This window comes from Streptomyces roseicoloratus, from assembly GCF_004117935.1.
Taxonomy (GTDB): Bacteria; Actinomycetota; Actinomycetes; order Streptomycetales; family Streptomycetaceae; genus Streptomyces; species Streptomyces roseicoloratus.
In genome coordinates this window covers 1-22,698 of record NZ_SDOY01000097.1, presented here as the reverse complement: position 1 = coordinate 22,698, position 22,698 = coordinate 1, and the positions used below count along the sequence as shown (strand labels likewise).

General features: G+C 73.8%; 23 protein-coding genes. 6 read left to right on the top strand and 17 right to left on the bottom strand.

Going from position 1 to position 22,698, the window contains the following annotated elements; translation table 11 throughout:
• Window positions 1-85 precede the first annotated feature (85 nt).
• Together ESG85_RS10725 and ESG85_RS10720 are read left to right on the top strand one after the other, a co-directional pair.
• Entirely contained in the window at window positions 86-547 is a 462-nt protein-coding gene (locus tag ESG85_RS10725; RefSeq protein WP_128977926.1) for a helix-turn-helix transcriptional regulator, read from the top strand.
• Window positions 548-557: 10 nt separating this feature from the next.
• The gene (locus ESG85_RS10720) at window positions 558-977 is read left to right on the top strand and encodes a VOC family protein (RefSeq protein WP_128977908.1); all 420 of its coding nucleotides are present in this window, start codon (window positions 558-560) and stop codon (window positions 975-977) included.
• A 191-nt stretch (window positions 978-1,168) separates the two neighbouring features.
• Here the strand turns inward: ESG85_RS10720 and ESG85_RS10715 are convergent, their stop codons facing one another.
• From ESG85_RS10715 to ESG85_RS10695, 4 genes are all read right to left on the bottom strand, one after another.
• A complete protein-coding gene (locus ESG85_RS10715) occupies window positions 1,169-3,505 on the bottom strand; it encodes a HelD family protein (RefSeq protein WP_246094924.1) in 2,337 nt (778 codons plus the stop codon).
• Between the two features lie 23 nt (window positions 3,506-3,528).
• Window positions 3,529-4,221 (bottom strand): TetR family transcriptional regulator, encoded by a 693-nt coding sequence (locus tag ESG85_RS10705; RefSeq protein ID WP_342781223.1) that lies wholly within the window; start codon window positions 4,219-4,221, stop codon window positions 3,529-3,531.
• Between the two features lie 29 nt (window positions 4,222-4,250).
• Entirely contained in the window at window positions 4,251-5,504 is a 1,254-nt protein-coding gene (locus tag ESG85_RS10700) for a GNAT family N-acetyltransferase (protein WP_128977904.1), read from the bottom strand.
• A 244-nt stretch (window positions 5,505-5,748) separates the two neighbouring features.
• Window positions 5,749-6,369: an RsiG family protein gene (locus ESG85_RS10695; RefSeq protein WP_128977902.1), complete on the bottom strand. Its 621-nt coding sequence runs from the start codon at window positions 6,367-6,369 to the stop codon at window positions 5,749-5,751.
• Between the two features lie 161 nt (window positions 6,370-6,530).
• Between ESG85_RS10695 and dtd the strand changes: the two genes are divergently transcribed.
• Complete coding sequence (gene dtd / locus ESG85_RS10690; RefSeq protein WP_128977900.1) at window positions 6,531-6,956, top strand: D-aminoacyl-tRNA deacylase; 426 nt, start codon at window positions 6,531-6,533, stop codon at window positions 6,954-6,956.
• Between the two features lie 121 nt (window positions 6,957-7,077).
• On the opposite strand, the gene ygfZ is transcribed toward dtd, so the two are convergent.
• The 6 genes from ygfZ to ESG85_RS10655 form a co-directional block, all read right to left on the bottom strand.
• A complete protein-coding gene (gene ygfZ, locus ESG85_RS10685) occupies window positions 7,078-8,043 on the bottom strand; it encodes a CAF17-like 4Fe-4S cluster assembly/insertion protein YgfZ (protein WP_128977898.1) in 966 nt (321 codons plus the stop codon).
• A gap of 9 nt (window positions 8,044-8,052) precedes the next feature.
• Window positions 8,053-8,490: a Fur family transcriptional regulator gene (locus ESG85_RS10680; protein ID WP_128977896.1), complete on the bottom strand. Its 438-nt coding sequence runs from the start codon at window positions 8,488-8,490 to the stop codon at window positions 8,053-8,055.
• Window positions 8,491-8,662: 172 nt separating this feature from the next.
• Window positions 8,663-9,235 carry a heme-binding beta-barrel domain-containing protein gene (locus ESG85_RS10675; RefSeq protein WP_128977894.1) on the bottom strand — a complete coding sequence of 191 codons (573 nt, stop codon included), beginning with the start codon at window positions 9,233-9,235 and terminating at the stop codon, window positions 8,663-8,665.
• A gap of 258 nt (window positions 9,236-9,493) precedes the next feature.
• Window positions 9,494-10,330 carry a hypothetical protein gene (locus ESG85_RS10665; RefSeq protein ID WP_128977924.1) on the bottom strand — a complete coding sequence of 279 codons (837 nt, stop codon included), beginning with the start codon at window positions 10,328-10,330 and terminating at the stop codon, window positions 9,494-9,496.
• Between the two features lie 281 nt (window positions 10,331-10,611).
• Window positions 10,612-11,487: a hypothetical protein gene (locus ESG85_RS10660; RefSeq protein WP_181019006.1), complete on the bottom strand. Its 876-nt coding sequence runs from the start codon at window positions 11,485-11,487 to the stop codon at window positions 10,612-10,614.
• 17 nt (window positions 11,488-11,504) lie between these two features.
• On the bottom strand, window positions 11,505-12,242 hold the full coding sequence (locus ESG85_RS10655) for a hypothetical protein (RefSeq protein WP_246094922.1): 738 nt from the start codon (window positions 12,240-12,242) through the stop codon (window positions 11,505-11,507).
• A gap of 183 nt (window positions 12,243-12,425) precedes the next feature.
• Between ESG85_RS10655 and ESG85_RS10650 the strand changes: the two genes are divergently transcribed.
• Window positions 12,426-12,788 carry a DsrE family protein gene (locus tag ESG85_RS10650; RefSeq protein ID WP_128977891.1) on the top strand — a complete coding sequence of 121 codons (363 nt, stop codon included), beginning with the start codon at window positions 12,426-12,428 and terminating at the stop codon, window positions 12,786-12,788.
• 160 nt (window positions 12,789-12,948) lie between these two features.
• Here the strand turns inward: ESG85_RS10650 and ESG85_RS10645 are convergent, their stop codons facing one another.
• The 7 genes from ESG85_RS10645 to ESG85_RS10605 form a co-directional block, all read right to left on the bottom strand.
• On the bottom strand, window positions 12,949-13,248 hold the full coding sequence (locus tag ESG85_RS10645) for a DUF3099 domain-containing protein (protein WP_128977889.1): 300 nt from the start codon (window positions 13,246-13,248) through the stop codon (window positions 12,949-12,951).
• Between the two features lie 109 nt (window positions 13,249-13,357).
• Window positions 13,358-13,645: a DUF1416 domain-containing protein gene (locus tag ESG85_RS10640; RefSeq protein WP_128977887.1), complete on the bottom strand. Its 288-nt coding sequence runs from the start codon at window positions 13,643-13,645 to the stop codon at window positions 13,358-13,360.
• Window positions 13,646-13,692: 47 nt separating this feature from the next.
• Window positions 13,693-14,538: a sulfurtransferase gene (locus tag ESG85_RS10635; protein WP_128977885.1), complete on the bottom strand. Its 846-nt coding sequence runs from the start codon at window positions 14,536-14,538 to the stop codon at window positions 13,693-13,695.
• Window positions 14,539-15,210: 672 nt separating this feature from the next.
• Window positions 15,211-15,903, bottom strand: a complete 693-nt coding sequence (locus tag ESG85_RS10620; RefSeq protein WP_128977922.1) for an LmeA family phospholipid-binding protein — start codon at window positions 15,901-15,903, stop codon at window positions 15,211-15,213.
• 194 nt (window positions 15,904-16,097) lie between these two features.
• The gene (locus ESG85_RS10615; RefSeq protein ID WP_128977883.1) at window positions 16,098-17,465 is read right to left on the bottom strand and encodes a hypothetical protein; all 1,368 of its coding nucleotides are present in this window, start codon (window positions 17,463-17,465) and stop codon (window positions 16,098-16,100) included.
• A 10-nt stretch (window positions 17,466-17,475) separates the two neighbouring features.
• Window positions 17,476-17,730: a MoaD/ThiS family protein gene (locus ESG85_RS10610; RefSeq protein WP_128977881.1), complete on the bottom strand. Its 255-nt coding sequence runs from the start codon at window positions 17,728-17,730 to the stop codon at window positions 17,476-17,478.
• 45 nt (window positions 17,731-17,775) lie between these two features.
• Window positions 17,776-18,720, bottom strand: a complete 945-nt coding sequence (locus tag ESG85_RS10605; RefSeq protein ID WP_128977879.1) for an alpha/beta hydrolase — start codon at window positions 18,718-18,720, stop codon at window positions 17,776-17,778.
• Window positions 18,721-18,964: 244 nt separating this feature from the next.
• Between ESG85_RS10605 and ESG85_RS10600 the strand changes: the two genes are divergently transcribed.
• Entirely contained in the window at window positions 18,965-19,732 is a 768-nt protein-coding gene (locus tag ESG85_RS10600) for a response regulator transcription factor (RefSeq protein WP_128977877.1), read from the top strand.
• Between the two features lie 304 nt (window positions 19,733-20,036).
• Window positions 20,037-21,059: a LacI family DNA-binding transcriptional regulator gene (locus tag ESG85_RS10595; RefSeq protein ID WP_128977875.1), complete on the top strand. Its 1,023-nt coding sequence runs from the start codon at window positions 20,037-20,039 to the stop codon at window positions 21,057-21,059.
• Window positions 21,060-22,698 lie beyond the last annotated feature (1,639 nt).

The following is a 22,698-nucleotide window of genomic DNA, read 5'->3' as shown; positions in this document are numbered from 1 at the left end:
TCCGGTGTCCGCGGGCCGTGCCATCCTGGGCACTGTGACGCCACCGAGCATCGACGACCTGGTCAGACTGCGCCGGGCCCGGGACATGATCGACCGTGACTACGCGGAGCCGCTGGACGTCCCGGCGCTGGCGCGGGCCGCCCTCATGTCGGCGGGCCACTTCCAGCGCAGTTTCCGCACCGCGTACGGGGAGACGCCGTACAGCTACCTCATGACCCGCCGCATCGAGCGGGCCAAGACGCTGCTGCGGCGCGGCGACCTGAGCGTGACGGAGGTCTGCTTCGCGGTGGGCTGTACGTCGCTGGGCTCGTTCAGCACGCGCTTCACGGAGCTGGTCGGGGAGAGCCCGAGCGCGTACCGGGCGCGGAACCACGAGGCGGGCGAGCCGATCCCGTCGTGCGTGGCGAAGTTCCTGACCCGCCCGACGCGCGGCGACTCCGCGGTCGGCAGGCCGGCCGTCGCGGAGAGCGGGACGGCCGCCGGAGGGACGGACCGCGCGACCGAACCGGTCAGGAACGGAGAAGCGGAAAGCGCCCCGACCTCGTAGCGTCGGGGCCATGAACACCACCATCAATCTCGCACAGTGCTTCATCGCCGTCGACGACCACGACAAGGCCCTCGCCTTCTACCGCGACGCCCTCGGCCTCGAGGTCCGCAACGACGTCTCCTTCGAGGGCATGCGCTGGGTGACGGTCGGTTCGCCGACCCAGCCGGACGTCGAGATCGTCCTGGAGCCCCCGCTGGCCGACCCGAACGCCCCTGCCGCCGACCGGCAGGCCGCCGCCGAGCTCCTCGCCAAGGGCATGCTGCGCGGCGTCATCTTCCGCACCGACGACGTGGACGCCACCTTCGAGCGCGTCCGCGCGGCGGGCGGCGAGGTCCTCCAGGAGCCCATGGACCAGCCGTACGGCGTCCGCGACTGCGCGTTCCGCGACCCGTCGGGCAACATGCTCCGCTTCAACCAGCCGCGCGGCTAGGCACGGCCGGGCGCCCGCGCGGCCGCCGGTGGAAGACCCCGCCCGGGTCGGCCGACCCGGGCGGCGGCCCACGCCCCACGCGGTGGGGACGGCCGAAGCCGGAGCCTGAGCCGCAGCCGCAGCCGCAGAAGGCGACGCCCCAAGGGCCGGAGGGTAGGGCAGTGAGGCCCGGCACAGTACCGAGGGCGCCCTCACCGCCCGAGCGCGGGCGGCAGCGGGGCGCGGTGCACCAGGTCGAGCCGGGACACCGCCCGCGTCAGCACCACGTACAGCCGGTGCAGGCCGCGGGGCTCGGCCGCCACGATCTCCGCGGGCTCGACGACCACGACGTGGTCGTACTCCAGGCCCTTGGCGAGGGACGCCGGCACGACGGAGACCCGCCCCGCGCGACGGCCCTCACGGCCGGGTCGGCCGGGAGCTTCCGCAACGCTCGCGCCGCCCGCCCCCTCCGCGCGCGCCACGCCGCCCTCCGCGCCGCCCGCGCCCTCCGCGCCCTCCGCGTCGCCCGCGCCCTCCGCGTCGTCGAGGTGCTCGATGCCCGACGCCCTCAGCCGGTCGACCAGTGCGTCCGCCGCGATCACGCCCACCGAGCCCTCCTCCGCGAGGGCCGCCCGTACCGCGGCCGCCGTGCCGTCCAGCAGGTTCGCGACCCGGTGCACGCCCACCGTGCCGCCCGCGCGCAGTGAGCGTCCGGCCGGCACGCCGGCGCCGAGTTCCGGCAGGAGCAGGTTGGCGAGGTCCACGACCGCGGCCGGGACCCGGTAGCCGGTGGTCAGCGGCACCACCGGCGCGTCCGGCTTGCCCAGGTGGGCCAGCTGCTCGCGCCAGTCCCGCGCCGCCCACGGCGTGGTGCCCTGCGCCAGGTCGCCCAGCACCGTCAGGGCGCCGAAGTCCGCGCGGCGCGCGATCGCCCGGCACTCCATGGGCGAGAGGTCCTGGGCCTCGTCGACGACGAGGTGCCCGTAGCCCTCGGGCCGCTCGATCAGCCCGGCCAGCTCGTCGAGCAGGACGAGGTCGGCGGCGCTCCAGCGCGCGCTGCGGTACGAACGCGGCGGCCTGGCCCAGCGGACGGCCGCCCTTTCCTCCGCCGTCAGCAGACCTCCGGCCGCTCCGGCCGCGTCCGGGTCCGTCAGGAACGCGGCGAGCACCTCCTCCGGCGTCACCTTCGGCCAGCAGGCCTCCACCGCCGCCGACACCGGCCGGGACCGTTCGATGCGGCGCAGCCACGCGGCGCCCTGCGGCCCCGCCCGCCGTTCGGCCCGGAGCTGGAGGGAGCGGACGATCCGGGCCCGCACCCGTTCGCGGCCGACGGCGTAGGGCGGGGCCTCCTCCCGTACGCCGGCGACGATCGCGGCGAGTTCGCGGGCCGGCACCCGCCAGCGGTACGCGTACGAGCCGTCCGGCACGGCCAGGTCCTCGGCCGGCGCCGGGTCGACCCGCGCGTACAGGACCCTGCGGAGCACCTCGGCCATCCGCGGGTCGTGCTTGATCCGCGCCGCGGCCTCGCCGTCCTCGGCGCGTACCTCGTGCCGGGCGATCTCCTCCGCGACCGTCGACTGGCGCACTCCGGTCTCGCCGAGCGCGGGCAGCACCTCGGAGATGTAGGAGAGGAACGTGCGGTTCGGCCCGAGGACGAGGAGTCCGGAGCGCTGGAGGCGCTGCGGGTGGGTGTAGAGGAGGTACGCGGCCCGGTGCAGGCCGACGGCGGTCTTGCCGGTGCCGGGCGCGCCCTGCACGCAGAGGGAGACGGCGGGCCCGGAGCGCACGAGGTCGTCCTGCTCGGGCTGGAGCGTCGCGGCGATGTCGCGCATGGGACCGACGCGAGGCCGCTCGATCTCCCCGGCCAGGATCGCGCTCACTCCGGCGCGCCCACCCGGCGGGCCGGCGTCCGCCGAGCCTTCGCCCCCGTCCGCCGAGCCATCGTCCGCCTGGCCTTCGCCCCCGTCCGCCGAGCACTCATCCGCCCGGCCTTCGCCCCCGTGGTCGCCGCCCGACCCGTCGCCGTACGATCCGTCGCCGTACGACCCATCGCCGTACGCCCCCTCGTCCCCCGGCCCCTCCTCCCCCCGTCCCTCGGGCGTCAGCCGCTCGTCCTCCAGCGCGGTCAGGTCCTCCGTCGCGCCGAGGCTGCCCGGTGCCCAGCCGAAGCGGCGGCGCCGGACGACGCCCTGCGGGTCCTGCGGTCCCGCCTGGTAGTACGCGCGGGAGACGGGCGCCCGCCAGTCGACGACGAGGGGCGGGGCGGACGGGTGCTCGGCGATCCGGCGGCGGCCGATGTGGTGGACCTGTCCGTCCTCGCGGTCGAGGCGGCCGAAGAACAGCGGGCCCGGCGGCATCTCGCGGAAGACCTTGGCGCGACTGCGCAGGTGGTAGCCGAGCACCTCGGCGTCGGCGCCGGACGCGGCGGTGTCCTCGCCGATGACGACCTGTTCCTCGACGTCCTGGGTCATGCGGGCGAGGGCGGCACGGCAGGCGTCGTGGTGGGCGCGTTCCTGGTCGAGGTCATGACGGAGCGACGGGGACTTCATGACCCCAGGATAGGCGAGAAACGTTACTCGGTTACATTTTTTACGCGGTCACGGCTGGGGACCTGTGGGGGTTCACCGCCGCCGTACGGCAGGCCCTCCGCCAGCCGCCGGAAGGCCTCGCGCGTCGCCGCCTCCGCCTCCGGCAACAGCTCCTCGACCTTCTCCCCCGCCGTGATCCGCCGGACGTTCTCGTGCGCGAGGACCCGCAGCACCGCCACGATCTGGGCCGCCGCGAGCCGGGCCGCCAGCAGGCCCCGCCCGCCGCCGTTCCCGCCGGCCGCCGCCTCCAGCGCGTCCGCCAGTGCCGCCTCCGAGCGGCCCTGGTACTCCGACATGCGGGCGACCAACGCCGGCGTGCCGTACAGCAGGCGCAGGAAGGCGAGCACGGCCGGTGCGTCGTTGAGGCCCGTCACCGGATCGCGCCGGGCCAGGCCCGCGAGCACGTGGTCGCGCAGCGCGTCGAGCGGCGCGACCCCGGCCTCGCGCGCGGCGGCCACCACCCGGGCCGGCTCGTCCTCGTGGTCGGCGAACCGGTACAGCACCAGGTCCTCCTTGGCGGGGAAGTAGCGGAACAGCGTCGGCTTCGACACCTCCGCCGCCGCCGCGACCTCCGCGACCGACACCGCGTCGAAGCCCTTCTCCAGGAAGAGCCCGACGGCGACGTCCGAGAGCGTCTGCCGCGTCCGCTCCTTCTTCAGCTCCCGCAGCCCGCTCACGACACCCTCCACACCACCGGGACCACACGTCAGAAGTACTCCATGCTCCACGGTCGCGGCGACGTCCGCAGCAGCAGGTCCGTCTTCGCCGCCGCCCCGGCGACGGCCTCCTCCACGCGACCGAGCGCGGCGAGCCGCACGGCCGACTCGTCGCCGAGCGCCAGCGTCGCCAGGTCCGCCACGTCCAGGACGAGTTCGGGCGCGGCCGTGGTCGGCGCGCAGTGGCCGCGCTCCGGTGTGGTCTCCAGCAGATAGCGGCCGCCCGCGTATCCGGCCGCGTCCTTCACCTCGAGCACGAGGGCGCCCTCGGTGGCGTACGTCCGCGGCTCGAAGACCTTCGGGACGTCCAGGATCCGCAGCCAGAGCATGTCCGCGTGGGTGAGGACCCGGGCGGCGCGCGGGTCGGGCAGCAGCAGCGGCAGCACGTCGTCGGGCGCGCGGTAGCCGCTCTTCACGCGGGTGACCCAGTCGACCGAGCAGACGAACCGCCACAGGGCGCGCTCGGCGGCCGGGCTGACGGCGACCAGTTCGCGCACGCTCGCCGTGTTCGCCGGCTGCTTGTTGTCGTTCCACCGGTCCTCGGTCGTGTACGTGACATAGCCCTCGGGCTCGCCCGACGCCGCGCGGTAGACGGCGTGGAACGGCTCGGTCCACGGGTCGGTGTGGTGGACGTCGCCGGTGACGACGTCCCAGTCGCGGGCCGTACGGCCGGTGATGCCGGCCCGCCGCGCGGCGAGCGCGCGGTGCAGCGCCGGGCCCACCTCACGGATCTCGGCGCCGTCGGAGAAGTCGACCCGCCCACCGCCCTCCTCGGCCGTCGGGCCCGACCAGCGGCGGTCGAAACCGGAGCGGGTGACGTCGATCTCCCACTCGGTGATCCAGGCGGCCGCGCCGAAGCCGTACCGCCCGTAGATCGGGTACTCGGCGGCGATCAGCGACGCGCACGCGTCGCCGCGCTCCTTCGCCGACGCCAGGTCGTCGGCCATCATCCGGCTGAGCAGCCCGCGCCGGCGGTGCGTGGCGGCGACCGTGACGTTGGTGACCGCGTCGGCGGCCAGATCGGCACCGCCGACCGTGCTCAGCCGCTGGTCGAACGACCGGAAGGTGGCGACGATCCGGCCCCGTTCGAAGGCGGCGCGGGTACGGGAGAGGTCGGTGTGCGGCAGCTTGTCCGCGACCTCCTCACCGGTCACCGCCATCGGGGGCCGGAGGAAGCCCACCCGCCGGGCCCGCAGCCACTCGGGGAACTCCGACTCGTCGATGGTGCGCACCTCAAGGCTCATCCTCCGAGGCTATGCGCGGGGCGGCGGCACCCGCACGCGAGTTTCCGCAACCGACTTTCCGCAGGCCGGGCGCCCGGCCGGACTGCCGACCGGGCTATCGGCTTGACTGCCTGCCTGCCTGGCTGGCTGGCTGCCTGGCTGTCGGACCATCGGCCGAGCCGTCGACCGGAGCGTCGGCGGGCGGCCCGGCCGAGCCGTCGGCCGGGCTGGCTGTCGGACCGCCGGCCGGGCCGCCCGCCGCCCCTCAGGCCAGCAGGTCGTCGACCTGTGCCTCGCCCTCGCGGTAGCGGCGGGCGATCTCCGCGCTGCAGTCGTCCGCGGTCCGCTGGAGCTGCTGGCGGCGGCGCGAGACCTGCTGCTCGTAGCCCGCCAGCCGGCCCATCGCCGCGTGCAGCTCCTCGTCCGTCCGCGCCGTCAGGTCCGACAGCTCGACCTCCGAGAGCATCTCGGTCGCCAGCCGCCGGTACTCCTCGCCGCGCGGCGTCGACAGCGTCACGTGCCGCGCCGAACGCACCGCGACCCCGGGCCGCGACGGCGTGTCCGCGAGGATCTCCGACAGCCGGTCCACGACCGGTGCCTCCGGGTCGGTACGGCGCGCCAGCTCGGCCCGCAGGATGTCGATCCGGCCCTGCAGCATCCGCCGCACGTAACTGAGGTCGGCCTCGTCTCCCTGCGCGTCACGGCGCAGCGCCCGCAGCTCGGGCAGCCGCAGGGCGGCGAGGTCCGGCTCGGGCCGGTCCGGCAGGTCGGGCTCCGCGCTCCGCTGCACGGGCGGGCGCCCGACGGCACGTCCGGCGGCTGCGCCACCGGCGCGGGTCAGCGGTACGGGACCGGACGGCGTGTGCCCGGTGCCAGGTGCACTCATGTGAATCGTCCCCTCGACCGGTGCGGAACCGCACCGCCTCCCCCGCATGGTGCCACTCCCACCCCGGCGCACGCAGGCGGTCTGCACCCGTTCGGCCCCCGATGCGCCCTTGATGCGCCCTCCGTACGTCGCCCGGTGGGAGCATCGGTAGGTTGGGCCGTATGCGAGCAGTGGTACAGCGGGTGGACGGCGCGAGCGTCGTCGTGGCAGGGGAGACCGTCGGCGAGATCGTCGGCGAGGGGCTGTGCGTCCTGGTCGGGGTGACCCACGACGACACGCCCGAGAAGGCCGCGCAATTGGCCAGAAAGCTCTGGTCCGTCCGGGTTTTGGAGGGCGAGAAGTCCTGCTCCGACGTGAACGCGCCGCTGCTCGTCATCTCCCAGTTCACCCTGTACGGGGACGCCCGAAAGGGCCGCCGCCCCACCTGGAACGCGGCCGCGCCCGGACCGGTCGCCGAACCGCTCGTCGACGAGGTCGTCGCGCAGCTGCGGCAGCTGGGCGCGCGCGTGGAGACGGGCCGGTTCGGAGCGGACATGCGCGTGTCGCTCACGAACCACGGCCCGTTCACGGTCCTCCTGGAGGTCTGAGCCACCGCGGCCGCGCCCACGGCCACACCGTCGAAGCCCCAAGGCGGGCGCCGCGGCGGATCCGGGCCCTGGCCCTGCGGCACCACGACCGGCGGCGCCGCGGCAGATCCGGGCCCTGGCCCTACGGCTCGACCACGACCTCCTGGGCCGCCGCCGTCGTGCCCGCGATCAGCTCGGCGTCCACCGGCACGTTCCGCTTCAGCAGGCCGAGGGCGATCGGGCCCAGCTCGTGGTGCCGTACCGCCGTCGTGACGAAGCCCAGCTGGCGGCCCTCCGGACCGTCCGCGGCGAGCCGCAGCGGCGTGCCGGGCCCCGGCAGCAGCACCTCGCTGCCGTCCAGGTGCAGGAAGACGAGCCGACGCGGCGGCTTGCCCAGGTTGTGGACGCGGGCGACGGTCTCCTGGCCGCGGTAGCAGCCCTTCTGGAGGTGGACGGCGCTGCCGATCAGGCCGATCTCGTGCGGGATGGTCCGGTGGTCGGTCTCGAAGCCGAGCCGCGGCCGGTGCGCCTCGACGCGCAGCGCCTCGTACGCGAGGACGCCGGCGGCCGGCCCGTGCGAGGAGGCGAACGCCTCCAGGTCGCCGCGCGGCAGGAACAGGTCGCGGCCGTACGGGGTCTCCCGTACGACGACGCCCTCGGGCACCTCGGCGATGGAACCGGCCGGCAGGTGGACGACGGCGAAGTCGTCCGTACGGTCGGCGACCTCGACCCGGTAGAAGAACTTCATCGACTCCAGGTACGCGACGAGCTCGGCCTGCGTGCCGGGCTCGACGTGCGCCCAGACCGTGGTGCCGTCGTCGACGAGGTACAGCGCGTGCTCGATGTGGCCGTTCGCGGAGAGGATCAGCGCCTCGGTGGCGAGGCCGGCCGGAAGCTCGCTGACGTGCTGGGTGAGCAGCAGGTGCAGCCAGCTCAGCCGGTCGTCACCCGTGACGGTGACGACGCCGCGGTGCGACAGGTCGACGAAACCGGTGCCGTCGGCGAGGGTCCGCTGCTCGCGGAACAGGTCGCCGTAGTGCGCGGCGACGCCTTCGTCACGGCCTTCGGCGGGGACGGCGCCGGGCAGGGACAGCAGGGGGCTCTTCATGGGAAAAGCCTACGACTCCGCGGCGGCGGCCTTCCGGGAGCAGTCCCGGCACCGGCCGAAGATGGCGAAGTGCTTCATGTCGGTCTCGAATCCGAAGGTCTCGCGCAGCTTCCCGGTGAAGTCGGCGGCCACCTCCACGTCCGCCTCGATGACCTCCGAGCAGTCCCGGCAGACCAGGTGCAGATGGTGGTGCCGGTCGGCGAGGTGGTAGGTCGGCGCGCCGTGCCCCAGGTGGGCGTGGCTGACGAGACCGAGCTCCTCCAGGAGCTCCAGGGTCCGGTAGACGGTGGAGATGTTGACGCCGGAGGCGGTCTTGCGGACCTCGACGAGGATGTCGTCCGGGGTGGCGTGCTCCAGGGCGTCCACCGCCTCGAGGACAAGCTGGCGCTGAGGCGTCAGCCGGTAACCGCGCTGCCTCAGATCGCTCTTCCAGTCGGTGCTCACCACGCCCCCCAGTGTAGGAGGGCGCGGCGTGAACACCAGGAGCGGTCAGGAGCGATCAGGAGCGTCCGGGAGCACCTCGACCGTCCGGAGCGCCCCGGCCGTCCGCGAACGCTCGGACGGTCGACGAGCGAAGTACTCGCGGCCTCCGTGAGTGCTCCGTGGGCCTTCCCTGGTCCTACTTGAAGAAGGCGATGCCGTCGTCCGGCATGTCCGGGAGGTTGCGGGCCATCTCGGCGACCTCTTCCGGGGTGACGACCTTCTTCAGGTGCGCCGACATGTACGGGCGCAGCGGCACGTCGGGGGTGGCCTTCTCGCCGACCCACATCAGGTCGCTCTTGACGTAGCCGTAGAGACGCTTGCCGCCGCTGTACGGGCCGGAGGCCTCGGTGCGGGCGACGGCGTCCGTCGCCAGGTCGATCTGCGGCTTCTGGTCGGCGAGCTCGCCGTACCAGACCTCGACGACGCCCTGGTCGCGGACCATGACGACCTCGACCTTGCGGTCCTTGTCGATCCGCCAGTAGCCGCTCTCGCTCTCGAGCGGGCGCACCTTGTTGCCCTCGGCGTCGAGGACCCAGGAGTGCGAGTGGTACTCGATGAAGTCCCGGCCGTCGTGGCTGAAGGTCACGGACTGGCCGAAGTTGCACTTCTCGGCGCCCGGGAAGTCGGAGACTCCCGCGCCCTCCCACGTACCGAGCAGGAACGCGAGGGGGACGAGTCCGGGGTTGAGATCGGACGGAATCTGGATCATGGGCAACTCAGGCGATCTGTGTGGAGGCGATCTGTGCGGGGCGGGCGGTCCGGCAGCCGGTCGGGCGACGCGGTCAGCGCTGGCCCTGGTACAGCTTCTTCACGGTCAGACCGGCGAAAGCGAGCACCGCGACGCAGACCAGCGCGAGCAGGACTTCGAAAAAGACGATCACTTGGTGCTCCTCGGTGAGCGGTGAAGGCGGACGGGCCGGCCCCCAGCTTAGTGGGCGGGGGCCGGGCCCTCACGGTGAGGTGGGCCTCAGCCGAGCAGCTGGTTCTGCAGGGTCACCGTCTGCTGGAAGGGCACCGTCGCGGCCTCGCCCTTGCGGGACTGGACGACGAGCGCGAGCGTGTCACCCGCCTGGATGTAGGCCCAGCGGGTCTGCTCGGGGCCGTACGGCTTCAGCTCGGCCGCCGCGTACACCCCCGTGTCCGTCACCCTGATGTCGTCGCCGAGCGCGTCGATCTCCGCGATCCGCACGCCGTCCAGGAGCAGCCGGTCCGAGGAGCCGGCCTTCACGGCCTCGTCCCGGAAGGTCTCCGAGAACCCGACCGACTTGAAACGCAGCAGGTAGACGGCGCTCCGGGTGCCGTCGGGCATGGTCCAGGCGCGGGCGGTGACGTGCCGCAGCGCTGAGTCGTCCAGGGCCTGCTTCAGCTCGCCGCGCTGCTCCTTCGGGTAGACGGAGAGGTACTGGTCCACCCCCACCCAGCCGCCGTCCAGCTTCGGATCGACGGTCGCGCCCGCGGGCGCGGGAAGCAGCAGCCTCCTCAGGTCGGCGTGGTGGATCTCGCCGTCGTTGCCGTCGGTGAACGGCCGCGGCGAGCCCTCGGGCAGCGGCGGCAGACTCAGCTTCGGGTACGCCCAGCGGCCGTCGCTCTCGGTCGCGAGACCGGGCACGTCGGTGCGCTCCATGGACGTGATCGCGGCAGCGGTCCCGGCGCCGAGCCCACCGCAGACGACGACGGCGGCGACCCAGCGGGCGACGGAGGCGAGGACACGACGGCGGGGACGGGCGGGAACGGCGGCGACGGTCCCCGCCTCCGGGGCGACCGGGGGCGTCGGGATCGCCGGGGTCGCCGGTGTTTCCGGGATCGCCGGGGTGGCCGGGGTCGCCGGTGTTTCCGGGGCGACCGGGGGCGTCGGGGTGGCCTCGGCGAGCTCCGGGGCCGCCGGGGCGGCCTCGGTCGGCACCGGGGCGGCCGCCTCCAGGGGCTGCGCCTCCGCGACGCGGGCCGCCTCGGTGGGTGCCGGCTCGGCGGGTGCCGGCTCGGTGGGTGCCGGCTCGGCGGGTGCCGCTTCGGTGGCGGGCTGCGCCTCCGCGGCGGGGGCCGCCTCGGCGGACGTCGTCTCACCGGGGGTGGGCTCGGTGGCGGTCATACGTACTCCCCCGGGGACTTGAGGTGGTCGAGCTGCTTCTTCACCAGCTCGGCGACGGCGGTCTTGTCGAAGTGCCGGGCGCCGGAGGCGGTGACGGTGACGTAGTACCCGGAGTCGTACGCGGAGCAGAGCATGCCGTCGAGGCTCTGCTCCCGCTCCTTCTTGTCCAGGCCCTCCGGCTTCGGCAACTCCCAGCAGGTGGCGTTCTTGTGGCCGTCGACCTTCGGCCCCTTGGAGAACTTGAAGAGGCCCACGATCTCGGAGCGCAGCTTGTGCATCTCGGTGCCGAGCCGCTTGTTCTTGAGGTGGATCACCTGGATCTCGACGACGACGCGCTCCTCGGCGTCCTCCGCGTTCACGTACGAGCGCATGGCGACGCCCTGGATGCCGACCCTGTCGATGCGCCTCTCGAACTCGCGGCGCTTCTTGCCGGCCAGGCCCTTGCCCGCCTCCTTGAGTTCGGCTCGGGCGTCGCGGGCGCTGAGCTCGCCGTCGTTGCCGTACCCGTCGATGTCGGGCCCGAGGCTGTAGCCGTCGGGCACCGGCAGCAGCAGCTTGCCGAGCGGGGTCGACGCGTTGCCCTTGCCGAGGTTCGTCGCGGCGGGGTCCTTGCTCGCGGGAGGCGGCGGCTCCCAGGCGACGGTGGGCGCGGTGCGGTCGGCCGACGAGACGGTGACGCCGGTGTAGGTGGCACCGGCGCCGACGCCGAGCACGAGGACGCCGGTGAGGACGTACGGGAAGACCCTGCGCGGCCTGCGCGGCCCGGCGGCGGGCTCCGGCCCGGGGCCGGCCTCGGGTGCGGGTGCGGTCTCGGGTGCGGGTGCGGCCTCGGGTGCGGGTGCGGCGGACGGGGCGCCGACGGGAACGTTCACCGTGGTGTTCTCCTCGTTCACAGTCGCCCCAGCTGCCGCTCGGCCAGCGAGGAGATCTCCTTCTGGCTGATCTTCTTGATGTCCGTCACGAAGATCTCGACCGCGATGTCACCGCGGTGGACGTACGCACGCGCCCGGTACATGTCCTCGTAGCCCGCCTTGCGCTTCACGGGCAGCAGGTAGGTGCGGCCGTCGGCACTGCCCTTGACCGGCTGGCTCTCGCCGGCCTCGGCGTCCATGAACCGGCGCTGCCCCTCCGAGTGCTCGGCGGCACCCTGACCGCCGTCGGACCGGAACTGCACCAGGTTGATCTCCGTGTACTTGTACCGGCCCGTGCGCCAGCCCGTCGTGACGACCCGGCGGATGCCCCCGTCCAGCAGATACGCGAGCTCGGTCGAGGGTCCGTTGAAGTCGGACGCGTACGACGCGACGCTCCGCCAGCCGTCCTCCGGAACGAACTCGGACTTCTTCGCCCCCGCCGGCTTCGGCAGCAACAGCTTGCTCAGGTCGCCCTCGGTCTTCAGGCCCCGGTCCTCGGCGACCGACAGGGCGGGCGGCTCCTGGCCCTTCGGCGCGGGCTTCGCCGGGTAGGCGAGGTCGGTCTGGTTGAGGGCCGGGAGCGGGGTGGGCTCGCGCTCGGCCTGGATGCCGTAGCCGACCGCCGTCCCGCCGACGACGCCGAGGACGGCGGCGACGGCGATCAGCGCGACCGTACGGCCCGCCCGGCGGCGCGGCGGGACCTCGGGAACCGGCACGGGCGCCGGTTCCGGGGTCGGCTCCGGCGCGGGCGCCGGGGCGTTCTGAGCGGTTACGACCGCTTCCGTCACTTCCACAACAGTCCCCCCACAAGACTAGAGGCGCGGATTCCGTTACCCGCGCGCCTAGCTGACACGCGAGTGGTGCATGAGGTTGCGACGGACCGCATTACAGTTCGGTATATGGCGAAGAAGCTCGTGATCAAGGTGACCGCAGGGGCCGACGCCCCCGAACGCTGCTCCCAGGCCTTCACGGTGGCCGCCGTCGCCGTCGCGAGCGGCGTCGAGGTCTCGCTGTGGCTGACCGGCGAGTCCTCGTGGTTCGCGCTGCCGGGCCGCGCGGCCGAGTTCGAGCTCCCGCACGCCGCCCCGCTCCCCGACCTGATCGACTCGATCCTCGCGGCCGGCCGCGTCACGCTGTGCACCCAGTGCGCCGCTCGCCGGGACATCACGGAGGACGACGTCCTGAAGGGCGTCCGCATCGCGGGCGCACAGGTCTTCGTCCAGGAGGCGACGGCGGACGACACCCAGGCACTCGTCTACTGAGGACAGCCGCCCATCGAGGGCACGACACACGTCCACTGGGGACAGCCGCCCATCGAGGGCACGGCACGCGTGCACTGGGACGGTCACCCATCGAGGGCACGGCACTCGTCCACTGAGCTGAGGACCGTCCGCCCATCGAGGGCACGACACGCGGCTTCTCCTACGGCCGGTCGCGCTTCTTGCCGTCCAGCTCGTCCCACCACTCGTCCGACTGCTTGTCCCCGCTCGGGTCGTCCCACCAGCGGTCGTCCGGGCCGCGCCGGTTCGCGATCATCGCGGCCACGGGCGGGATGACCATGGCGACCACGCACATGGCGATGGCCGCCGGCACCGACCACAGGCGCACGACGGCCCAGGCGCCCACGAAAAGCACCAGGCAGACGCCCATCATCCAGAAGTAGACGCGCCGTCGCCGTGCGTACACACCTTCAGCGTACGACCGCCGGCGGTGCGTCGGCAGCCCGTCCGCACGCCGGACGCGGACAGACCGGAGGGCCGTGCCTCAAGTCCTGGTGATGGCGTCCAACCCCCCAGGAGGCACGGCCCTCCGGCCGTTCGGTGTGCGGTGCTCAGACCGCGATGGCGACCTCGGCCAGGCCGCCCTTCTGGGCCACGACCTGGCGGTCGGCGGTGCCGCCGGGAACCAGGGCGCGAACGGTCCAGGTGCCCTCGGCCGCGTAGAAGCGGAACTGGCCGGTGGCGGAGGTCGGGACCTCGGCCGTGAACTCGCCGGTCGAGTCCAGGAGGCGGACGTAACCGGTGACGGGCTCGCCGTCCTTGGTCACGTAGCCCTGGATCGTGGTCTCACCGGGCTTGATCGTCGAGGCGTCGGGGCCGCCGGGCTGTGCTCCACACATGCTGGGAATCCTTACGGTCGAGGGGTCCGGAGAAGGAGGTCCGGGAATTACTTGGCGGCGCCGAGCTCGATCGGCACGCCGACGAGGGAGCCGTACTCGGTCCACGAGCCGTCGTAGTTCTTGACGTTCTCGACACCGAGCAGCTCGTGCAGGACGAACCAGGTGAGCGCGGAGCGCTCGCCGATGCGGCAGTAGGCGATGGAGTCCTTCGCCAGGTCGACGTTCTCCTCGGCGTAGAGGGCCTTGAGCTCCTCGTCCGACTTGAAGGTGCCGTCGTCGTTGGCGTTCTTCGACCACGGGATGTTGCGGGCGGACGGGACGTGACCCGGACGCTGCGACTGCTCCTGCGGGAGGTGGGCCGGCGCGAGGAGCTTGCCGGAGAACTCGTCGGGCGAGCGGACGTCGACGAGGTTCTGGGTGCCGATCGCGGCCACGACGTCGTCGCGGAAGGCGCGGATGGAGGTGTCCAGGGCCTTGGCCTTGTACTCGGTGGCCGGGCGGTTCGGGACCTCGGTGCCGTCGACCAGGTCGCGGGAGTCGAGCTCCCACTTCTTGCGGCCGCCGTCGAGGAGCTTGACGTCCTGGTGGCCGTAGAGCTTGAAGTACCAGTAGGCGTACGACGCGAACCAGTTGTTGTTGCCGCCGTAGAGGACGACCGTCGTGTCGTTGGCGATGCCCTTCGCCGAGAGGAGCTTCTCGAAGCCCTCCTGGTCGATGAAGTCGCGGCGGACCGGGTCCTGGAGGTCCTTCGTCCAGTCGATCCGGATGGCGTTCTTGATGTGGTTCTTGTCGTAGGCCGAGGTGTCCTCGTCCACCTCGACGATGGCGACCTGGGGGTTGTCGAGGTTGGCCTCGACCCAGTCGGCGTCGACCAGGACGTCGCTGCGAGCCATGTTGTTTCTCCTCCGGGGCAGTGTGCGGCGGTTCGTGCGTGTTGTGCGGGGTGGTGCGGGTACGCGTCGGCGGCGTGCGACGACGACGGCGTACGGCTGCGCAGGGTGGCCCCGACATCACGTCGTAGGGCCTGAGGAATACGGGACGGCGGGCGTCCCGCTCAGACGGAGCGACAGAGCATGGCGGCGATGCGGCACAGGTCTACTGCCCGCCGCTTCGTGAGTTCCGCCTGTCGCTTCATGCGGACGATCGTAGGGACGGACAGGCGGCCGTGTCACCGGCGTGTCGTATTTTGAGACGCGATCGTCCGAGATGTGGGACGAGGAGAGGGTGCGGGTCGCCACCGGAGGCCCTCCGTCCGGGCGTGGGGGCGGTGCTTCTGCGGATCGGACGGGGGTGTCTCAACATGTGATCAGAAAGGTGTCCGAAAGCGTTCGGACGGACCTGAACGGACCCGAACGGACCCGGTCGGGCCTTCGGGGGCCATGGCCGAGGTGTCCGAAAGCGTTCGGACCGCCTGGACGGGCCCGGGGGGACGGGAGACGGGAGACGGGAGACGGGAGACGGGAGACGGGAGACGGGAGACGGGAGACGGGAGACGGGAGACGGGAGACGGGAGACGCCGCAGGCGGTGCCTGCGGCGTCACGGGAGCGGAGGGAGGCGGCGGGGGTCAGCTCGCCTTCAGGGTCACGTTCTCGCCCGTGACCGTCACCACCAGGCCGTCCTCCCGTGCCTCGACCTTCGTCAGCCGCATGCCCTTCGGCAGGCCCTCGATGCGCCGGTCGAAGTCGGTGCGGGACCTGACCATCTTCTCCAGGCCCGGGATGCCCTCGCCGGGCACCTCGTCCGCCCGCACCCGAATGGTGTCGCCGTCCACCAGCGTCACCGTCGACAGCACGCTGCGCGTGAGCGTCCGGCCCAGGATCCGCACCCCGCCCGTCACCTTCAGCTTGCCGTCGCCGCCGTACGCCACCTGGGCGTCCCGGCCCGAGGCGGCGGCCAGGTCCGGGTAGGCGATCCGCGCGGTGCCGTCGGCCGAGCCCGCGCGGTCGATCCCGTAGTCCGCGTCCAGCGTGACGTCGCGCAGCGCGGCGGTCAGCTCGCCGATGCGCACCGGCCGGCCGCCGGCCCGCGCCTGGACGCCGGTCAGCCGTATCTCGACCTCGTCGAGGTTCTTGTCCGCGACCTGCGTGAGGAACGGGAAGCCCTTGATGTCGACGTCCGTGGACTCGGCCCGTACGGTCCCGATCCGCACTCCCTCGGCCGCCTCCGTCTCCGCGAACGCGGCGGCGACGCGGTCCGCGCCGACGAGGAGTCCGCCGAGCACCACGGCAAGGATCAGCACCGTCCGCAGTGCCCGCATGGTCCACATCCCCCTGATCACGTCCTGAAATGAATCCGGCCCCCGACACGAGGATCGGACACGAAGATCGACGTGTCAGGGGGCCGGTCGGTTCCCTGACCGGTTACCGGGCGGTTCGCAGGCGGGCCCCGCGCGGGGTCGGGCGGGCCTGTGGCGGGCGTCCAGCGCGGGTCCCGGCGATCGCCGGGCCGGCGTCAGGCCAGCGCGCGTCCCAGCAGGTAGACCGCGGGCACGGCCGCCGTCAGCGGCAGCGCCACGCCCGCCGTCATGTGCACGAACCGCGACGGGTAGTCGTAAGCGGCCACCCGCAGTCCGATGAGGGCGCAGACCCCGGCACCCAGGCCGAGCACCGCCCCGCCCGCGCCGCCGGGGTCCGTGAACCCGCCGGCCGCGATGCCGGCGCCCGCAGCCGCGAGCAGCGCGGCGACCGCGGAGACCGGGCCCGGCAGCGGCAGGGCCCGGGCGATCACGGCGGCGGCGACCGCGACCGCGCCGACGACCACCGCGTCCGGTTCGGCGCCGAGGTGTCCGGTGGCCAGGATCGCCAGCGCGGCGGAGACGACCGTGGCCATCAGGCCGTACATCCGCTCGTCCGGGTCCGCGTGGCTGCGCAGCTGGAGCACGAGGGTGAGCAGCACCCACACGCCGAGCGTGCCGAGGACGGCGGCGGGCGCGTGCTCCCGGCCGGCCGCCAGCAGCGCCGCGTCGGCGACGACGCCGCCGAGGAAGGCGAGGGCGATGCCCTGCCGGGCGGGCCACATGCCGTTGAGCCGGAACCAGCCGGCGGCGGTGAGCCCCTGGAGCAGCAGCAGCGGGACGAGCAGCGCGTACGGGCCGACGGCGGCGCCCACGGCGAGCAGCACGCCGAGCCCGGCCGTCAGGGCGGCGGGCTGCATGCCGGGATCGATGATCGGCGACCGCCCCTCGGCCCGGGCCCGCTGGGCGTCGGTGACGCGGGCGTTGCCGGAGGTGGTGGGCGAGGAGTAGGCGGGGCCGTCCTCGGCGAGGGGCGCCGGGGCGGAAGCGTGGGCGGACGCCGGGGCGGACGCCGGGATCGGCACCGCGTACGGGGCCTCCGGGGCCGCCTGGGTCGGCGTCGGCGGCGCGTACGACCGATCCCCGTACGTCTCGTACGGCTGCGGCTGCGGCTGCGGCTGCGGCTGCGGCTGCGGCTGCGACGACTGTGCGCCGTGAGAGCCGTGAGAGCCGTTGGTGCCATGAGTGCCGTGAGTGCCGTACGGGTCGTACCTGCCGTACGTCTCGTACGAGGCCTCCGGTGGCAGCGGGTGGCCGCCCGTCCCCGGCCCCGTGACGGGGCCCGTGGCGGGCGGCTGTCGGCCGTGGTCCTGCTGCGGGAGGTACGCCGTGTCGTACGAGACGGCGGCCTGGGTCTGCTGGGGCGTGACCGTGGGCTGGTACTGGGTGTCCCAGGTCTGGCCCTCCCACGTCTGGGTGACGTTCGGGTCGTACGGCTGACCGCCCTGCGGGCCGCCCTGACCGCCCGGGCCGCCGGCCGGCCGGCGGCCCTGCGGCTCGTACGGATACTGCTGATCACTGCTCATGCTGTGCGGTTCACCCTCCTGCGAACGGCGGGAGCACCTCGACCGTGCCGCCCTCGGCCAGCCGTACCGTCTCATGCGCGCGGGTCCCGACCGGGTCGCCGTCGACGAGGAACGAGCAGCGCTGGAGGACCCCGGTCAGCTCGCCCGGGTGCCGGTCGCGGACCGCGGCCAGCGCCTCCGCGAGGGTCTCGGCCGCGTAGGGCTCCTCGGCGACTCCCGCGGCGGCCTTCGCCGCCGCCCAGTAGCGGATGGTTCCCGCTGCCATAGCGGCACTCCCTTCGTTCGTGTGCGCGCCGCCACCCATGATGGGCTATGGCCGGGTCAGCCAGGTCCCGAGGCGGTCGAGCAGTTCGTCGGCGGCGGCGTTCTCGGCGTGGCCCATGCCGCGTTCGAGCCACAGCTCGACCGGTGTGCCGGCGGCCTCCGCGGCGGCCGTCAGCATCCGCGGGTGGTCGACGGGGAAGTACGGGTCGCGGTCGCCGTGGACGACGAGCAGCGGCGTCGGGCCGATCATCGGCACGGCCTCGTACGGCGCCAGCGGGACCGGGTCCCACGGCTTGTGGTCGATGCGGGTCCGCAGGCCGTAGCGGCCGACGAGCCGGCCAGCGGGCCGGGTGATCACCCAGTGGACCCGGCGCATGGAGGGCGTGCCCCGGTAGTACCAGCGGGCGGGGGCGCTCACGGCGGCGACGGCGTCGGTGTCCTGTCGCGGGTCCCGCTCCAGGGCGGCGTGGCGCAGGACGACCGAGCCGCCCATGGAGAAGCCGACCGTCACCACGCGCGTGTTGCCGAGCTCGCGGGCCCAGCGGACGGCCGCGGCCAGGTCGAGGACCTCCCGGTCACCGACGGTGGAGAGCCCGCCGGAGCCGCCGTGGCCGCGGAAGGAGAAGGTGACGACGTTCGCGTGCCGACGGAAGACCTGCGCGGCGCGGCGCAGCGCGGGCCGGTCGACCGAGCCGGTGAACCCGTGCGCCACGACGATCGCCGTGCCGACGGCGGCGGCAGCGGCGGCCGGGGTCTCGGTGGCGGGGCCGGAGGCGGGGCCGGAGGCGGGGCCGGTGGCGGGGCCGGTGGCGGGGCCGGCCGGGGCGTCCGCCGCCGTATCGGTGACACTTGCCAGAGAAGGTTCGTAAACCGCCTCGATCCGGACACCGTCAGCAGTACGGAGATGCGTGCGAACGGTGTCCCGCAGAGGACGGGAAGTGATCTGGGAGACATCCACGATGTGAAATCGCCCCTCTGCCTCGGAACTCATGTGGGCTATTCTGCTGCCAGAGGATCCGGGCGACGCAGCCCCCGGGTCCTTTTGTGTTTTCCGACCGTTGTTACGGATGGATGAACGAAAGCTCTCAGGGCGCGAGAGCAGCACGTGAGCACGTGAGCGTGAGACCGCAGTACAGACGTCCTCGCAGGGACCGAGGAGGAACCGACGTCATGGACGAGCGTACGAAGCACGACCGACCGACGATCACGTCGCACACCCGGGCAGGTGGGGTGCGATGAGCTCTCTGCTGCTCCTGACCAATGCCCTCCAGCCGTCGACCGAGGTGCTGCCCGCTCTCGGGCTGCTGCTGCACAACGTGCGCGTGGCACCCGCCGAGGGCCCGGCGCTGGTGGACACCCCGGGCGCGGACGTGATCCTCGTGGACGGCCGGCGCGATCTGCCGCAGGTGCGTTCGCTGTGCCAGCTGCTGCGTTCCACGGGCCCCGGCTGTCCGCTGATCCTGGTGGTCACGGAGGGCGGTCTCGCGGCCGTCACGGCCGACTGGGGCATCGACGACGTACTGCTCGACACGGCCGGCCCGGCCGAGGTGGAGGCGCGGCTGCGGCTGGCGATGGGCCGCCAGCAGATCGGCGTCGACGACTCTCCGATGGAGATCCGCAACGGCGACCTGTCGGTGGACGAGGCGACGTACAGCGCCAAGCTCAAGGGCCGGGTCCTGGACCTGACCTTCAAGGAGTTCGAGCTGCTCAAGTACCTGGCCCAGCACCCGGGCCGGGTCTTCACCCGCGCCCAGCTCCTGCAGGAGGTGTGGGGCTACGACTACTTCGGCGGCACCCGGACGGTGGACGTGCACGTACGGAGGCTTCGGGCGAAGCTCGGCCCCGAGCACGAGTCGCTGATCGGCACCGTACGCAATGTGGGCTACCGCTTCGTCACTCCGGAGAAGGTGGAGCGCGCGGCGGAGGAGGCGCGGGCGAAGCAGGAGTCCCGGGACGGGTCCGGGACGGGGACGGAGAAGCGGGAAGCCCGCGCGAAGGCGTGAGACCGGGCGGCTGGGGGCTGGGGCCGGGGGCTGAGGCCTGGGGGCTGAGGCCCGGGGGCTGAGGCCCGTGGGCTGGGGCTGAGGTCGAAAGCTGGGGCTGGGGTCTCGACCAGGACCCGGGTCCCGCGTCGGGGGCCGGGTCCTGAGTCGGGGGGCGGGTCCTGAGTCCGGGGTGATCGGGTTCCGGAGGGGGCGCGCGTCAAGGGCGCCACGCCGGAACTCACTCCGTCGGACTACGGTTGACGTGGCGGATGCCACATCGCGACCTGCCGGTAGCAAGGTCACCCCGCGTAGACTTCGCCGCGTGGCCAAGGTGACGCGGGATGACGTAGCGCGACTGGCGGGTACTTCGACCGCGGTCGTGAGTTACGTGATCAACAACGGACCCCGGCCGGTCGCCCCGGCCACGCGCGAGCGTGTCCTCGCCGCCATCAAGGAGCTGGGCTACCGGCCCGACCGGGTGGCCCAGGCGATGGCCTCCCGGCGCACCGACCTCATAGGCATGATCGTGCCGGACGCCCGGCAGCCCTTCTTCGGCGAGATGGCGCACGCGGTCGAGCAGGCGGCCGCCGAGCGCGGAAAGATGGTCCTCGTCGGCAACTCCGACTACCGGACCGAGCGCGAGATCCACTATCTGCGCGCCTTCCTCGGCATGCGGGTCTCCGGTCTGATCCTGGTCAGCCAGGGCATGAGCGAGCAGGCCGCGAGCGAGATCGAGGCGTGGGACGCGCGGGTGGTGCTGCTGCACGAGCGGCCCGAGGCGATCGACGACGTGGCCGTCGTCACCGACGACATCGGCGGCGCCCAGCTCGCCACCCGGCACCTCCTGGAGCACGGCCACCCGTACGTGGCGTGCCTCGGCGGCGTGCCGAACACCCCGGCCGTCGGCGACCCGGTCGCCGACCACGAGGAGGGCTGGCGGCGGGCCATGCTGGAGGCGGGCCGCTCGATCGAGGGCCGGCTCTTCCAGGCGCCGTACAACCGTTACGACGCCTACCAGGTGGCGCTCAAGCTGCTCTCGGGCCCGGACCGGCCGCCGGCCATCTTCTGCTCGACGGACGACCAGGCCTTCGGTGTGCTGCGGGCGGCGCGCGAGCTGCGGATCGACGTGCCGACGGAGCTGGCGGTGGCGGGCTTCGACGACGTCAAGGAGGCGGCGCTCGCGGACCCGCCGCTGACGACGGTCCACTCGGACCGTCCGGCGATGGCGCGGGCGGCGGTGGATCTGGTGCTGGACGACTCGCTGCGGGTGGCGGGGTCGCGGCGGGAGCGGGTGAGGCAGTTCCCGTCGGCGCTGATAGTCCGCCGCTCCTGCGGCTGCGCCTGACCACCCCCGACCCTCTACCCGGCTGCGGACCCCGACCCCCCTACCCGGCTGCGGGCCCGACCCCCCCCCTACCCGGCTGCGGGCCCGACCCCCTGCCTTGCTGAGGGCCTCGGCCTGCCGAGCCCCGGGCCACTGCCCTGCTGAGGGCCCCGGCCTGTCGGGGCCCCGGGCCAGTACCCGGCTGCGGGCCCTGCCCTGCTGAGGGCCCCGGCTTGTCGGGGCCCCGGGCCACTGTGGGCCCGTCCCTCCTTGACGGGCCTCGCCCCTGCCGGGCCCTACTCGGCTGCGGGCCCCGGCCTGCCAGGCCCCCGGTCCAGTACCCAGCTGCGGGCCCCGGCCCGCTACCCCGCTGCGGGCCCCGCCCCCGCAGCGCCCCGGGCCCTATGGGCCCGTCCCTCCCTTCGGCGGGCTCGACCTGCCGAGCCCGCCGGGCGGCGCCCTCCGCTGCGCTCCGCTGGTGGGAGCCCCAGGCGGCGCCCTCTGCCAGCGCTCCGCTGCGGGCCTCAGCCCTGCCGCCCCAGCCCCTACGGGCCCGCCCATCCCGTTGCGTGCCTCCGCCCGCAGGGCCGCGCCCACCGCTCCGATGCGGGTGGCGCCCACCGTTGCGCCGCGAGCCTCCGCCGCAGGCCTCGCCCGCCGTCCCGCCGTTTCGCTGTGGGCATTCGTTCCGCCGGGGCGGAACGGGTGGGCACAGCGGAACGGCGCCCCCTGCCGCGCCTAGGCCCCCTGCGCCTGAGCCGCCACCCGTACGGCGCCGCGCCGTAGTGGTGCGGCCAGGAACAAGGAGCGAAGGCGCCGCAAAGGGCGCCGCCCCGTGTGCCCACCCGTCCCGCCCTGCGGGACGAATGCCCACACGGAGGTGGGCACGACTGAGCCACCGCCCGACCGGCGCGAGCCCACACGGCGGGGGCGCGGCGCCCGCACCGCCCGACCGGACGCGAGCCCACATGGCGGGGGCGCGACCGAGGCACCGCCCTGCCGGGCGGGGGGCCACACGGAGGTGGGCACAGCTGAGCCACCGCCCGACCGGCGCGAGCCCACACAGCGAGGGCGCGGCCGAGGCACCGCCCTGCCGGGCGGGGGGCCACACGAAGGTGGGCAGCTGAGCCACCGCCCGACCAGCGCGAGCCCACACAGCGAGGGCACGACCGAGACACCGCCCTGCCAGGCGGAGGGCCACACGAAGGTCGGCACTGCTGAGCCACCGCCCGACCGGCGCGAGCCCACACGGCGGAGGCGCGACGGAGGCACCCGCCCGACCGGACGCGAGCCCACACGGCGGAGGCGCGACGCCCGCACCCGCCCGACCGGACGCGAGCCCACACGGCGGGGCCCCGGCGGCCGCACCGCCCGGCCGGGGGCGCGCCCAGGTGCGACGGGTGAAGGCTTTATATCGGGCATACGCGGTTCTGTCGGGCTTCTCAGGGTGTCCTCAGGTGGCTCTCATCTGTGGAGCCGAGAGTCATAGCCATGACGGACTACCAGCAGCCCCAGTCCCAGCCCCAGCAGCCGTACTACCCGCCCCGCCCGCCCTACGAGCCGGCGCGGCCGTTCGTCGCCGAGCCGGGGGCGACCGTCTGGCCGTCCGGGGCCGGCGGGCACGTGCCGCCGCCGGCGTCCGGGGCCGGGCACGCCGTGC